Source organism: Arthrobacter sp. BI5 (genome assembly GCF_056680065.1).
The window spans coordinates 1,935,905-1,949,761 of record NZ_CM155264.1 but is presented as its reverse complement, the minus strand read 5'-3'; the positions used below and the strand labels follow the sequence as shown (position 1 = coordinate 1,949,761).

The window sequence follows — 13,857 nt, the reverse complement described above, 5'->3', positions numbered from 1 at the left end:
CGTTCGTGCCTCGGTTTCCCCGCCGCAGCGGTTTGTCGACGGCGCCGGCCGGGGCAGCCTTCACCGTCTGCGGGCCACCGCGAAGACCCGCCGGAACGGGAACACCGTTCCGTGGGTGCCGGGCGGATAGGCCTCGTTCAAGATCCGCGCGTAGTCGGCCTCGAAGCGGGCGCCCTCCTCCGCCGTGAGCGCGGCAAGCACCGGGCGGAGCCCGGTCCCGCGGACCCATTCCAGCACCGGGTTGGCCCCCGGCAGGACCTGCAGGTAGGTCGTCTCCCAGGCGTCCGCGTCGCAGCCGGCGTCGAGCATCAACTCAAGGTAGTCGTCCGGTCCGCCCACCACGTCGTCGTGCCGCAGCACGCCCGCAAGGCGTCCGGACCATTCGTCCGACGCGGCAAGCCCGCGCATAAGGGTGTGCGAGGGCGCGTCGAAGTTGCCTGGCACCTGCAGCGCGAACCACGCCCCGGGGCGCAGCGCCTCAAGCCAGCGGGGCAGCAATTCCCGGTGCCCCGGCACCCACTGCAGGGCGGCGTTGCTGACAACGACGTCGGTGTCCGGCCCCGGCATCCACGCGGCGATGTCCCCCTGGCTAAACGACAGGTTGCCGGCCGCGGCCGCCACAGCGCCGGCCTTGGCAAGCATCTCCCCCGAGGAATCCAGCCCCTCCACCGCGGCGCCGGGCCAGCGGGCCGCCAGCGCCGCCGTCAGGTTTCCCGGCCCGCAGCCAAGGTCGACGACGTGCCGTGGCCCGTCCGCCTGGATGCGCGCGGTCAAGTCGAAGAAGGGCCGGTCCCGATAGTCCCCGAACTGGACGTACTTGGCTGGATCCCATTTCATGCATTCCTCCGCTTCACCGCTGGTTCTGTCAGCCGAAGCCTAACCCCGTGGGTCGGCCGGGGGCTGGATGCATCGGTGGCTGCGCGCCGCCGGCCGCGCCGCTGGCCACTAAGCTGGAAGGCAATGAAACTCGTTGATCAGCTCCCCGCCCCGGCCGCCCGAGTTCCCGGCCGGACCGGCCTCGATCCGGACGAGCTCTACACCCGGTTCGTCGAATGGACGGAGAGCCGCGGGCTCGCCCTCTACACCGCCCAGGACGAGGCTGTAATGGAGCTCGCCGCCGGGTCCAACGTCATCCTGGCGACCCCCACCGGCTCCGGAAAATCGCTGGTGGCCATCGCGGCGCATTTCCAGGCGATGGCCCGTGGGGAGCGCAGCTACTACACCGCCCCCATCAAGGCCCTCGTGTCGGAGAAGTTCTTCGCGCTCTGCGAGATCTTCGGCGCCGAGAACGTCGGCATGATCACCGGCGACTCCGGCGTCAACCAGGACGCGCCCATCATCTGCTGCACCGCGGAGATCCTGGCGAACATCGCCCTGCGCGAGGGTTCCGCCGCAGAGCTTGGTGCGGTCATCATGGATGAGTTCCACTTCTACGCGGATCCGCAGCGCGGCTGGGCCTGGCAGGTGCCGCTGCTGGAACTCCCGCAGGCCCAGTTCCTGCTGATGTCCGCCACGCTCGGCGACGTCACCCGCTTCGAGGAGGGCATCACCGAACTGACCGGCCGGCCGACGACCACGGTCAGTTCCGCCGAACGGCCCATCCCCCTGCATTTCTACTACCAGCAGACCCCGGTGCACGAGACGCTCGAGGAGCTGCTCTCCACGAAACAGGTGCCGGTCTACGTTGTGCACTTCAGCCAGCTTGAGGCGATCGACCGGGCCCAGAACCTGATGAGCATCAACGTCTGCACCCGCGAGGAAAAGGACAAGATCGCCGAGCTGATCGCCGGCTTCCGCTTCGCCGCCGGCTTCGGCAAGACGCTGAACCGGCTGGTCCGGCACGGCATCGGCGTGCATCACGCCGGCATGCTGCCCAAGTACCGCCGGCTCGTCGAGCAACTGGCCCAGGCCGGCCTGCTCAAGGTCATCTGCGGCACCGACACGCTGGGCGTCGGCATCAACGTCCCCATCCGCACCGTGCTCCTGACGGCCCTGAGCAAGTACGACGGCACGCGCACACGCCTGCTGAATTCCCGCGAGTTCCACCAGATCGCCGGCCGGGCGGGGCGTGCCGGCTACGACACCGCCGGGACCGTGGTGGTCCAGGCGCCCGAGCACGTGATCGAGAACGTGAAGGCGATGGCCAAGGCCACGGCGAAGTTCGGCGACGACCAGAAGAAGCTGCGCCAGGTGGTGAAAAAGAAGCCGCCGGAGGGCTTTGTGTCCTGGGGCGAGCCCACCTACAAGCGGCTGGTGGAGTCCGTGCCGGACCCGCTGGGCTCCAGCTTCACCGTCACTCACGCGATGCTGATGAACCTGATGGAACGCCCGGGCGATCCGTTCAAGGCCGCGCGCCGCCTGCTGACCGAAAACCACGAGCCGCGCGCCGCGCAGCTCCAGCTGATGAAGAAGGCCCTCGGCATTTACCGCGAACTGCTGGCCGCCGGCGTCGTCGAACGCATCCCGCCCGCCGAGCAGGGCCCGGACGGCCGCAGCGTGCGGCTCACCGTGCACCTGCAGGCGAACTTCGCCCTGAACCAGCCGCTCTCCCCCTTCGCCCTGGCGGCCCTGGAGCTGCTGGATCCGGAGTCGCCGTCGTACGCCCTCGACGTCGTGTCGGTGATCGAGTCGACGCTGGAGAAGCCGCGGCAGATTTTGTCCGCGCAGCAGAAGAAGGCGCGCGGCGAGGCGATCGCCGCGATGAAGGCCGACGGGATCGACTATGACCAGCGGATGGCCATGCTGGAGGAGGTCAGCTACCCCCAGCCGCTCGCGGAGATCCTCGGCGAGGCCTTCGATGTGTACCGGAAGGCCGCGCCGTGGATCGGCGACTTTGAGCTCGCGCCCAAGTCCGTGATCCGGGACATGTACGAACGGGCCATGAACTTCGGTGAATTCGTGCAGTTCTACGGCCTGGCCCGGTCCGAGGGCATTGTGCTGCGGTACCTGGCCGACGGATTCAAGGCCCTCCGGCAGACCGTGCCGCAGGATGCGCTGCGCGAGGACCTCGAGGACCTCATCGCCTGGCTCGGCGAGCTGGTCCGGCAGGTGGACTCCAGCCTGCTGGACGAATGGGAGGAACTCACCTCGGGCGCCGTCCCGACCCCGCACGACGCCCCGCCGCCCCCGCCGCCGTCGCTGACCTCCAACGTCCGGGCGTTCCGGGTGATGGTCCGCAACGAGATGTTCCGCCGGGTGGAACTGTTCGCTGACGAGGCCGCCACCGCGCTGGGCGAGCTCGACGGCGGCTCCGGCTGGGACGCGGAACGCTGGGAGGATGCGCTGGACGACTACTTCGAGGAGCACGGGGACATCGGGACCGGCCCGGACGCACGCGGGCCCGGCCTGCTGATCATCACCGAGGAACCGGGCGTCTGGAAGGTGCGGCAGATCTTCGACGACCCGGCCGGCAACCACGACTGGGGCATCTCCGCCGAGGTGGACCTGCCCGCCTCGGACGAGACCGGCACCGCCGTCGTGCGCGTAACCGACGTGAACCGCCTGTAGCCGCTAGTAAACTGGCGGGCATGAGTGTAATCCGCCCGGCCACCGCCCACGACGTCCCCGCCATCCTGCAGATGATCCACGACCTGGCCATCTACGAGAAGGAGCCGGACGCCGTCCGGAACACCCCGGAAATGCTTACGGAGGTGCTGTTCGGCGAGAACCCGCGTGTATACGCGACCATGGCGGAGAACGAAGCCGGCGACGTCCAGGGCTTCGCGCTGTGGTTCCTGAACTACTCCACCTGGGAAGGCGTGCACGGCATCTACCTCGAGGACCTGTACGTGATGCCCGAGGCCCGCGGCGCCGGCCACGGCAAGGCGCTGCTGCAGCACCTCGCCGCGACCGCCGTCGACCGCGGCTACGCGCGGGTGGAGTGGAGCGTGCTGGACTGGAACGAACCCTCGATCGCGTTCTACAAGAACCTCGGCGCCGCTCCGATGGACGAATGGTCCACCTTCCGGCTCACCGGCGAAGCCCTGGACGCGTTCGCCGGCGCCCGGACGGCCGACGCGCGTGGCTGACACTGTTTCGGCGACGACAGCTTCCGTCCCGCACATCGTCAAGGCCCGGCACGCCTACCGCGGCATGCGCACCGCCGAGCACTACTTCGAGGTTCCGCTGGACCACTTCGGCGCCGGCGGCGAAACGATCACGGTCTTTGCCCGCGAATACGTCTCCGCCGACCACAGCGAGGAGGCCGCCGCGGAACTGCCGTGGCTGCTGTACCTGCAGGGCGGTCCCGGCGGCCGCGGCAACCGGTTCCCCGCCCTGGGCGGCTGGAGCAAGGCCGCGGCGAAGGACTTCCGGATCCTGATGCTGGACCAGCGCGGCACCGGCCTGTCCACCCCCGTCGACCGCAACACCCTTCCGCTGCGCGGGAACGAGCGGGACCAGGCGCACTACCTGGAGCACTTCCGGGCCGACTCGATCGTGGCCGACGCCGAAGCCATCCGCCGGACCCTGGGCGCCGCGCCGTGGACCATCTACGGGCAGAGCTACGGCGGTTTCTGCGCGCTCAGTTACCTGTCCTTCGCCCCGGAGGGGCTCCGCGAGGCGCTGATCACCGGCGGCCTTGCGCCCCTGGCCGGTCCGGCGGACCGGGTCTACCAGGCAACCTTCCGCCGGGTGGCTGCGCGGAACGCCGAGTACTTCGGCTGGTACCCGCAGGACCGGGAGCTGGTCAGCCGGATCGCCCGGCACCTCCGCGTGTCCGAGGAGTTCCTGCCCGACGGCAGCCCGCTCACGGTGGAGCGGTTCCAGATGGTGGGCTCCTACCTCGGCGGCAACACCCGGGTGGACGGCCTGCACCACCTGCTGGAGGATGCCTTCGTCAGTACCCCCGACGGCGACCGCCTCTCCGACGGCTTCCTGGAACAGGTCCGGGGCCTCGTTTCCCGCGCGGCGAACCCGCTGTACGCCCTGATGCACGAATCCATCTACGGCCAGGGCGAGGCCACCGACTGGGCTGCGCTGCGGGTGCTCCAGGACTTCCCGGAGTTCCGCCCCGACGCCGCCGACCCGCTGCTGACCGGTGAGATGGTCTACCCCTGGTACTTCGAGCAGGACCCGGCGCTGCGTCCGCTACGGACGGTGGCGCAGCTGCTCGCCGAGAAGAACGACTGGAAACCGCTTTACGACCCGGAGCGGCTTGCCCTCAACAACGTACCGGTGACGGCCGCCGTGTACAGCGATGACATCTACGTGGACCGGGGCCTGTCGCTTGAAACCGCCGCGGCGGTGCGCCGGCTGCAGGTGTGGGAGACCGACGAGTTCCACCACGACGGCATCGCCGACGACGGCGAGGCCATCTTCGGCCGGCTGCTCGGCATGGCCCGCGCGGGCAGGGCCTGAGCCGTCCCGACGCGGTACCGGCGGGGGCTCATCCCCCGGCCGGAACAGCAGTGCGGCGGTGGCCCGCCGACACGACCACTGCCAGCACCGCGGCGGCCACCACGGCCGCAACGAGGTTCAGGCCCTGGTAACCGACCCCGCTCATCACGAGCCCGGCGAACCCCGATCCCACGGCTCCCGCGACCCCCATCAGGGTGTCCGAGACGCCCTGGACGAGGACCCGGTCCCCGGCCGCGACGCTCTCCGCGAGCAGGGTGGACCCTGCGATGGTGGCCGCGGACCAGCCCAGGCCCAGCAGCACGAGTCCGGTCGTGACCAGCGCCGGCTGGGCCTGGCCGAACCCCGCGACGCAGGCGGCGAGCAGGATCAGGCCGTGGCCCAGCAGGATCACCGGCAGCCGGCCGAACGTGTCGGTGAGCCAGCCCATCACCGGGGAGAGGGCATACATGCCGGCGATGTGCAGCGAGATCGTGAAGCCGATCAGCACAAAGACGTCGGTGCCCGCAGCGTGCGAATGCCCCGGGTCGTGGCCGGCCAGCGGCCCTTCGGTGAGCAGCTGCAGATGCAGCGGGGTCATGGACATCACAGCGGCCATGCAGCCGTGCGCGGCGACGACGGCGAGCAGTGCCAGCCGGGCGCGGGGCGAGGACCGGGCCGCGCGCAGCCCGTCCCGCAGGGCATGCCTGCGCCGGCGGCTCGCCGTCCCTTTCGCCGGCCCGTCCGGACCGTCCGCAGTCGCCGGCTCCCCTGACCCGCTCCGGATCCGGGCGGCCAGCAGCAGTGGGTCCGGGCGCAGCCCGAGGAACAGCAGCAGCGCCGCGAGGGCGAGTCCCGCCGTCGAAAACACGAAGGGCCCGGAGATCGGCGGCAGGCCGAGCGCCTGCCCCACCACCGCGCCGGGCTGGATCAGGTTCGGTCCGGCCACGGCCCCGACCGTGACCGCCCAGACCACCACCGCGAGCGAGCGTCCCCGGTGTTCCGGCACTGCGAGGTCGACGGCGGCGAAGCGGGCCTGCAGGTTGGCTGCCGTGCCCAGGCCCAGCATGGCGGCGCCCAGCAGCAGTACCGGGAAGAGGCCGGTGACGGTCGCCAGGATCACCAGCAGGGCGCCGGTCATCGCGGAGAGCAACCCGGTCACCAGGGCTGCCCGGCGGCCGCGCCGGCCGGCCAGGCCGGCGAGCGGCAGCGCGGCCACTGCTGCCGCCAGGGTCATGGTGGTGGTGACCGAGCCCGCCCAGGCGTTCGATCCGGAGAGCTGGACGGCCAGCAGCGAGCCGACGGAGAGGCTGGCGCCGCCGCCCACGCCGCTGAGCAGCTGGGCGGCGCTCAGCACCACAACGGTACGGCGCTGCACCCGTGGCGGGTGCAGCGCCGTACCGGCCGCCGTCGCGGCGTCAAAGATTTTCACGCTCCGAGCTTAGCCCGTGGCGGGCCCGCCCGGAGGCGCTACTCGGCGTCGGTGAGGCTCTTGCGGGAGTCCTCTTCGAGCCGGGCGTCCAGCTTGGCCTTCGAGGCCTTAGAGCTGACCAGGCTGGCGACGACCGCGATGACGATGGTGCCGATGATCACTCCGAGCGACACGTAGGTCGGGATCTCCGGGGCCCATTCGATGTGCTTGCCGCCGTTGATGAAGGGCAGTTCGTTGACGTGCATGGCGTGCAGCACCAGCTTGACGCCGATGAAGGCGAGGATGACGGACAGCGCATGCTTGAGGTAGATCAGCCGGTTCATCAGGCCGCCGAGCAGGAAGTACAGCTGGCGCAGACCCATCAGGGCGAAGATGTTGGCGGTGAAGACGATGAACGCGCTCTGGGTCAGGCCGAAGATGGCCGGGATGGAGTCCACGGCGAAGAGCAGGTCGGTCATGCCGATGGTCACAAAAACGATCAGCATCGGGGTGAAGACCTTTTTGCCGTCGACCTCGGTGCGCAGCTTGCCGCCGTCGAACTTCTCCGACATCGGCAGGATCCGGCGGATCCGGGCAATCAGCGGGTTTTCCTTGTCTTCCTCGTCCTCGCCCTCGTCCTGCGCCTGCTTCCAGGCGGTCCAGAGCAGGAACGCGCCGAAGATGTAGAAGACCCAGCTGAACTGTTCAATCACGATCGCGCCGAGCAGGATGAAGATTCCGCGCAGGATCAGGGCGATGATGATGCCCACCATGAGCACTTCCTGCTGGTACTTACGGGGTACCGAGAAGCGAGCCATGATGATGATGAAGACGAACAGGTTGTCGATGCTGAGGCTGTACTCCGTCACCCAGCCGGCGATGAACTGCCCGCCGTACTCCGGGCCGGTGAACAGGAACATGGCTCCGGCGAAGACGAGCGCCAGTGCGATGTAGAAGGAGACCCAGAGGCCCGCTTCCTTCATGGACGGCTCGTGCGGGCGCTTCAGCACCAGGAGCAGGTCGATGGCGAGGATGATGCCGAGAACGACGAAGGAGCCGATCTCGAACCAGACGGGAAGTTCGGGCACAAAGATACCTTTCGCAGGGTACAACTAAGCGGTGTAAGTCTCTCCGGCTAGCTGCCGCACCGGGGCCGTTGCCCTCCGGTGCCGATTCGCTGCCCGCTACGCCCGGCAGGGCATCTGTGCCGTGCGTGTTGACGATCGTAGCGCTTGGGATACTCCCCTACGTCAGTCCCACTTTACCCTAGGCGTGCCCGGCCGACTGCATCTGGCGCAACTCCTTCTTGAGCTCCCCGACCTCGTCCCGGAGCCGGGCGGCGAGCTCGAACTGCAGCTCGCCGGCTGCGGCGTGCATCTGCTCGGTCAACTGTTCGATCAGGCCCACCAGGTCCTCCGCCGGGGCGGCGGCGAGGCCGTCGGCGCGGACCTTGGAGCTGCCCTTGCCCTTGCCGCGGGCCTTGCCCGCGCTGGCCAGCAGCTCGCGGGTGTCCGCGTCCTCCTTGTTGATCTGGTCCGTGATGTCGGCGATCTTCTTCCGGAGCGGCTGCGGGTCGATGCCCTTTTCCGTGTTGTAGGCCACCTGGATGGCGCGGCGCCGGTTCGTTTCGTCGATGGCGTGGGCCATCGAGTCAGTGATTCTGTCCGCATACATGTGGACCTGGCCGGAGACATTGCGGGCGGCACGCCCGATGGTCTGGATCAGCGACGTGGAGGAGCGCAGGAAGCCTTCCTTGTCGGCGTCGAGGATGCTGACCAGCGAGACCTCCGGGAGGTCAAGGCCTTCCCGGAGCAGGTTGATGCCGACCAGGACGTCGAAGACCCCCATCCGCAGTTCGCGGAGCAGCTCCACGCGGCGCAGCGTGTCGACGTCGGAGTGTAGGTATTCGACCTTCACCCCGTGGCCCAGCAGATAGTCGGTGAGGTCCTCGGCCATCCGCTTGGTCAGCGTGGTGACGAGGACGCGTTCGTTCTTCGCCGTGCGGGTGCGGATTTCGCCCAGCAGGTCGTCGATCTGGCCCTTGGTGGGCTTGACGATGACCTCGGGGTCGATCAGGCCGGTGGGCCGGATGATCTGCTGGACGAAGCCGTCCGCCTTGCCGAGCTCGAACTTGCCCGGCGTCGCGGACAGGTAGACGGTCTGGCCGATGCGTTCCTGGAACTCGTCCCACTTGAGCGGTCGGTTGTCCATCGCCGAGGGCAGCCGGAAGCCGAAGTCCACGAGGTTCCGCTTGCGGGACATGTCGCCCTCGTACATGGCGCCGATCTGCGGCACGGTGACGTGGGATTCATCGATCACCAGGAGGAAATCGTCCGGGAAGTAGTCGAGGAGGCAGTGCGGCGCGGTCCCCGGGGCGCGGCCGTCAATGTGCGAGGAGTAGTTCTCGATGCCGTTGCAGAATCCCATCTGCTGCATCATTTCCAGGTCGTAGGTGGTGCGCATCCGGAGACGCTGGGCCTCGACCAGCTTGTTCTGGCTCTCCAGGACCTTGAGCCGGTCGGCGAGCTCGTCCTCGATCCGCTTGATCGCGCGGGCCATCCGTTCCGGACCGGCCACGTAGTGCGAAGCCGGGAAGACGTACATCTCGGTCTCGTCCCGGAGCACCTCGCCGGTCAGCGGGTGCAGCGTGTAGATGTTCTCGATCTCGTCGCCGAAGAACTCGATCCGGATGGCCAGTTCCTCATACATCGGGATGATTTCCACGGTGTCCCCGCGGACCCGGAACGTGCCGCGGTGGAAGTCCATGTCGTTGCGCGTGTACTGCATGGAGACGAACTTCCGGAGCAGGTCGTCGCGGTTCATCTCGGCGCCCTTGCGGAGCGTCACCATGCCGGCGATGTACTCTTCCGGGGTGCCGAGGCCGTAGATGCAGGACACCGTGGCCACGACGATTACGTCGCGGCGGGTCAGCAGCGCGTTGGTGGCCGAGTGCCGGAGCCGTTCGACTTCCTCGTTGACGGAGGAGTCCTTCTCGATGAAGGTGTCCGTCTGCGCCACGTAGGCCTCGGGCTGGTAGTAGTCGTAGTAAGAGACGAAGTACTCCACGGCGTTGTTCGGGAGCAGCTCACGGAATTCGTTCGCGAGCTGCGCGGCGAGGGTCTTGTTCTGCACCATCACCAGGGTGGGCCGCTGGACCTGCTCGATCAGCCACGCCGTCGTCGCGCTCTTACCGGTACCGGTGGCGCCGAGCAGCACCACATCCTTCTCACCGTTCTTGATGCGCTCGGTCAGTTCGGCGATCGCAGCGGGCTGGTCACCGGCGGGCTTGAACTCGCTGATGACCTCGAAGGGCGCCACAACACGGTTGATTTCCTGGGCAAGGCTCATGGTACTAATCTACCGCCGCCCTCCGACAGGGTTCCCCTGATTCAGCTTTGGGCTGTACCGCCCGGTCCGGCGCCGGCGTACGACGGCGGCTGCCAGCCGGTGCGCCGGGCCCAGTCGTCCATCCGCGGGGCGGCGTAGGCCGTGAACCACTCCTCCTTGTCCGCGGCGTAGGCCGCGGTGGACTTGTCCACGCCGTGCCGCCGCGCCGCGCGCCGCTTTTCCGCCAGGTAGTCCGCGCGGGCCGCGGCGTCGTCGCGCAGCCAGTCGCGGAAGCACAACGCGTACCGCCAGCCCGGGGATCCCGCGGCCCGGACGTGCAGGTTCACGGGACGGCCGGGGTCCGCGCTGCCGTGCACCCGCTTGTCCCAGTCGGCCGGGTCGGGGTGCGCGGGCTTGGGGTTGTCGGCGCCGATTCCCGGCCAGCGCGGGAACCCTGCCTCGGCCAGCAGCGGCTCCAGGCGGTCCGCCGTCGCCAGGTCCCGGACGGTGAGCTGGAGGTCCAGCACATCTTTCGCGGCGAGGCCCGGGACGGCCGTGGATCCGATGTGGTCCACCGCAAGGATGTCCCGCGGCGCCACGGCCTGCAGCCGGCCAGCCAGGCGCGAGGCCTGGGCAGGCCAGTCGGGGTCCGCGGGGCTGAGCACCGGCCCGCCGGTGCGCGGGGCCATCCGGTGCTTGGCCAGGTTGTCCGCAAACGGCAGCAGCCGTCGCTGCCAGAGCCGGTCCACTGCGTCCCGGAGTTCCTCCTTGGAGCCGGAGTTGTCCAGCACGACGTCGGCCGCGGCCAGCCGGGCTTCCCTCGTTGCTTGGGCGGCCATCCGGGAGTGTGCCTCTTCGACGGTCATTTTGCGGTGCTCCACCATCCGCCGGACCCTGAGGTCCTCCGGGGCGTCCACGACCACCACAAGGTGGAAGTTGGCGCCCTGGCCGGTCTCGACCAGGAGCGGGATGTCCTGGACCACAACGGCCCCCTTCGGGGCGGCCGCGGCGAGAGCGGCGGCACGTTCCCTGACGAGGGGGTGGATGATGCCGTTCAGCACGGCGAGCCGTTCCGGGTTGCCGAAAACCACGGCGCCGAGGCGGGTGCGGTCCAGGGCGCCGTCCGGGCCGAGGATGGCGGAGCTGAAGGCTTCCACCACGCGCGCCAGTCCGGGCGTACCCGGCTCCACCGCCTCGCGGGCCAGCGCGTCGGCGTCGACCAGCACCGCGCCCAGCTCGCGCAGCCGCGACGCCACCACTGACTTCCCTGAGGCGATGCCGCCCGTCAAACCAATCTTCAGCACCCCACCAGACTAAACTGAAGCCGTGCCAGTCGACGCGGTTTCTCCGGAAAGCAGGGCCACTGCGTACACCACCCTCGCGGGCGGCGGCGGCTTCCGCCACGAGCTGGAGATCAAGCGGTCCCGCTTCATCACGGTGCTGCAGCGCACCGCCGACGAGGACAGCGCCCGGTCGCTGGTGAACGGGCTGCGCCGGGAATTCCACGACGCGCGGCACCACTGCTCGGCCTTCGTGCTTGGCCCGGACCGCGGGGTGCAGCGCTCCAGCGACGACGGCGAACCCTCCGGCACGGCGGGCATCCCGATGCTGGACGCACTGCTGAAACGCGAAACCGCACCCGGCGTGACCGACCTCAGCGACGTGACCGCCGTCGTCGTCCGCTATTTCGGCGGCATCCTGCTCGGTGCCGGCGGACTGGTCCGGGCCTATTCCGAATCCGTGTCCGCCGCGCTGGAACTCGCGCCGCTGGTGCGGCGGCAGCGGCTGCGGATCTGCGCCGTGCCGGTGCCGCACGCGTCCGCCGGCAGGCTCGAAAATGAACTGCGCTCGGCCGGTTATGTGATGGCCGGCACCAGCTATGATGCGCAGACGACGGTTCTTCGGCTGGCGCTGCCGGACGACCCGGCTGGGCTGGCGCAGGCCGCTGATCGCCTCGCGGCCCTCACGGCTGGAACCGCCGTGCTGCAGCCCGGAGAAACGGAGTGGATCGATGTTGCCATCAACTGAGCCGGTGCCCGCGGTGGCGCTGGTCGACGTGACGGAGCCGGTGCTGGAGCGGCTGCTGTCGGTCGCGCTGCACGACGCCGACGCCGAGGAAGTCACTCCGCCGCTGGGGACCGCCGAGGGGTGGAACACCGAACGGATCAGCTGGTTCCGCGACTACCACCACGCCGCCGCGGCAGGGCTGGACGGTCCGGCACGGCAGAAAACCTGGGCCATCACGGCCGACGGCGAGCTGGCCGGTTCCATCCGGCTCCTGCGCGTCCCGGCTGACCGGCCCGGGACGGCCGTGCCGGGTGGCGGGGCCCTGGAGACCGGGCTCTGGCTCGGCCGCAGCTTCCGCGGGCGCGGCATTGGCCGAGAGGCACTGCGGCTGGTCAAGGCCGAAGCCGCAGCGGCCGGGGCGGACCTGCTGGTGGCCGAAACAACCACGGGCAACGGCGCCGCGCAGGCCCTGCTTCGTTCCGCCGGCGCCGAGATGGCAACGGACGGCCACCGGGTGGGTGCGCGCCTCAAACTCGGCTAGCCGGCGGTGCCCGGTGCCGAATCCCCAAGGGGACATGCCCCACGCCCGCGCCGACTGATGAGCATAACGCCACTGTGCCCACCGTCTTCACCCAAGGATGGACATGCCCCTCCCCCAGGCAACTTAGGGGACATGCCCCACGCCCGCGCGGACCGATGAACATAACGCCACTATGCCCACCGGCTGCGCCCAAGGATGGACATGCTCCTCCCCCAGGCAACTTAGGGGACATGCCCCACGCCCGCGCGGCCCGATGCGCATAACGCCACTGTGCCCACCGTCTGCGCCTAAGGATGGACATGCCCCTCCCCCAGGTAACTCTTCGGGACATGCCCCACGCCCGCGCTGACCGATGGACATAATGCCACTATGCCCACCAGCTGCGCCCAAGGATGGACATGCTCCTCCCTGCGAGGCAGGAACAGTGGTTGGATGAAGGAAAGGTCCCGGCGAGCGAACCAGGAGAACAGACGTGGACGACCCCTTCAACCTCGAGCGCTTTGCGGAAGCACAGGACGCGGCCGGCACCTACCAGCGGGCTCTCTCGGAGCTTCGCGCCGGTGCGAAGCGAAGCCACTGGATGTGGTTCGTCTTCCCGCAGATCGCTGGCCTCGGACTAAGCCCGACCTCGCGGAAGTATGCCATTTCTTCCTTGGATGAAGCGCGTGCCTATCTGGACCATCCGCTTCTGGGCGGCCGTATCAGGGAGTGTGCCCGGGCGGTCCTCGCCGTCGAAAATCGCAGCGCAGACCAGATTTTCGGCGGCATCGACGCACGCAAGCTGCATTCGTCGTCGACCTTGTTCCTCCGGGCGGCACCCGACGAACTGGTGTTCCGGGAAGTCCTGGACAAATACTTCGGCGGACTCCCCGACGAGGCCACGGACCGGCTCCTGTCCGCATCCGCCTAGTGCCTCCTGCCTCGCCGGCCTAGGGACATGCCCCGCGGCGGCGTCGAAGAGTGGACATAACACCACTATGTCCACTCCTGGGCGCTAAGACTGGGCATGTCCCCACGCCCGAGCAACCCCGCACAGTCCGAAGGCTGCCTGCCGCAAGGGACATGCGCCGCGGCGGCGTCGAAGAGTGGACATAACACCACTATGTCCACTCCTGGGCGCTAAGACTGGGCATGTCCCCACGCCCACGCGGCACCGCGGCCCGGCTTAACCCAAAGCGGGCCCCTGCACGTGGCAGGGACCCGCTTGGCTGGCCCGGAGCAACCCGGGCCGGTGGCA

General features: G+C 69.0%; 11 protein-coding genes. 6 read left to right on the top strand and 5 right to left on the bottom strand.

The genetic code is table 11. The features are described from left to right. Positions 1 to 60 precede the first annotated feature (60 nt). Positions 61 to 837, bottom strand: a complete 777-nt coding sequence (locus AC1MED_RS08840; protein ID WP_479783007.1) for a trans-aconitate 2-methyltransferase — start codon at positions 835 to 837, stop codon at positions 61 to 63. Between the two features lie 123 nt (positions 838 to 960). Between AC1MED_RS08840 and AC1MED_RS08835 the strand changes: the two genes are divergently transcribed. The 3 genes from AC1MED_RS08835 to AC1MED_RS08825 all read left to right on the top strand — a co-directional run bounded on the left by AC1MED_RS08835 (position 961) and on the right by AC1MED_RS08825 (position 5,358). Next, positions 961 to 3,507, top strand: coding sequence for a DEAD/DEAH box helicase (locus AC1MED_RS08835; RefSeq protein WP_479783006.1), 2,547 nt, complete (start codon positions 961 to 963; stop codon positions 3,505 to 3,507). Between the two features lie 20 nt (positions 3,508 to 3,527). Then, the gene (locus AC1MED_RS08830) at positions 3,528 to 4,028 is read left to right on the top strand and encodes a GNAT family N-acetyltransferase (protein WP_346958164.1); all 501 of its coding nucleotides are present in this window, start codon (positions 3,528 to 3,530) and stop codon (positions 4,026 to 4,028) included. A gap of 64 nt (positions 4,029 to 4,092) precedes the next feature. Next, positions 4,093 to 5,358: an alpha/beta fold hydrolase gene (locus AC1MED_RS08825; protein WP_479786627.1), complete on the top strand. Its 1,266-nt coding sequence runs from the start codon at positions 4,093 to 4,095 to the stop codon at positions 5,356 to 5,358. A 28-nt stretch (positions 5,359 to 5,386) separates the two neighbouring features. Here AC1MED_RS08825 and AC1MED_RS08820 read toward each other — a convergent pair whose 3' ends face one another. The 4 genes from AC1MED_RS08820 to coaE all read right to left on the bottom strand — a co-directional run bounded on the left by AC1MED_RS08820 (position 5,387) and on the right by coaE (position 11,376). After that, positions 5,387 to 6,766, bottom strand: coding sequence for an MFS transporter (locus AC1MED_RS08820; protein WP_479783005.1), 1,380 nt, complete (start codon positions 6,764 to 6,766; stop codon positions 5,387 to 5,389). Positions 6,767 to 6,804: 38 nt separating this feature from the next. After that, positions 6,805 to 7,833: a TerC family protein gene (locus AC1MED_RS08815; protein WP_479783004.1), complete on the bottom strand. Its 1,029-nt coding sequence runs from the start codon at positions 7,831 to 7,833 to the stop codon at positions 6,805 to 6,807. A gap of 178 nt (positions 7,834 to 8,011) precedes the next feature. Then, entirely contained in the window at positions 8,012 to 10,093 is a 2,082-nt protein-coding gene (gene uvrB / locus AC1MED_RS08810; protein WP_479783003.1) for an excinuclease ABC subunit UvrB, read from the bottom strand. A 41-nt stretch (positions 10,094 to 10,134) separates the two neighbouring features. Continuing rightward, on the bottom strand, positions 10,135 to 11,376 hold the full coding sequence (gene coaE, locus AC1MED_RS08805) for a dephospho-CoA kinase (protein WP_479783002.1): 1,242 nt from the start codon (positions 11,374 to 11,376) through the stop codon (positions 10,135 to 10,137). A 22-nt stretch (positions 11,377 to 11,398) separates the two neighbouring features. Here coaE and AC1MED_RS08800 point away from each other — a divergent pair, with 22 nt between their 5' ends. The 3 genes from AC1MED_RS08800 (at position 11,399) to AC1MED_RS08790 (ending at position 13,530) form a co-directional block, all read left to right on the top strand. Further along, a complete protein-coding gene (locus AC1MED_RS08800) occupies positions 11,399 to 12,100 on the top strand; it encodes an IMPACT family protein (RefSeq protein WP_479783001.1) in 702 nt (233 codons plus the stop codon). Beyond that, a complete protein-coding gene (locus AC1MED_RS08795; RefSeq protein WP_479783000.1) occupies positions 12,084 to 12,620 on the top strand; it encodes a GNAT family N-acetyltransferase in 537 nt (178 codons plus the stop codon). The genes AC1MED_RS08800 and AC1MED_RS08795 overlap by 17 nt, the downstream gene beginning before the upstream one ends. A 472-nt stretch (positions 12,621 to 13,092) precedes the next feature. Beyond that, positions 13,093 to 13,530: a DUF1810 domain-containing protein gene (locus AC1MED_RS08790; protein ID WP_479782998.1), complete on the top strand. Its 438-nt coding sequence runs from the start codon at positions 13,093 to 13,095 to the stop codon at positions 13,528 to 13,530. Positions 13,531 to 13,857: the final 327 nt, after the last annotated feature.

Bases quoted from the DNA above. Each gene is read 5' to 3' on its own strand.
- AC1MED_RS08840 (WP_479783007.1), bottom strand. From the start codon at position 837: ATGAAATGGGATCCAGCCAAGTACGTCCAGTTCGGGGACTATCGGGAC.
- AC1MED_RS08835 (WP_479783006.1), top strand. From the start codon at position 961: ATGAAACTCGTTGATCAGCTCCCCGCCCCGGCCGCCCGAGTTCCCGGC.
- AC1MED_RS08830 (WP_346958164.1), top strand. From the start codon at position 3,528: ATGAGTGTAATCCGCCCGGCCACCGCCCACGACGTCCCCGCCATCCTG.
- AC1MED_RS08825 (WP_479786627.1), top strand. From the start codon at position 4,093: ATGCGCACCGCCGAGCACTACTTCGAGGTTCCGCTGGACCACTTCGGC.
- uvrB (WP_479783003.1), bottom strand. From the start codon at position 10,093: ATGAGCCTTGCCCAGGAAATCAACCGTGTTGTGGCGCCCTTCGAGGTC.
- AC1MED_RS08795 (WP_479783000.1), top strand. From the start codon at position 12,084: ATGTTGCCATCAACTGAGCCGGTGCCCGCGGTGGCGCTGGTCGACGTG.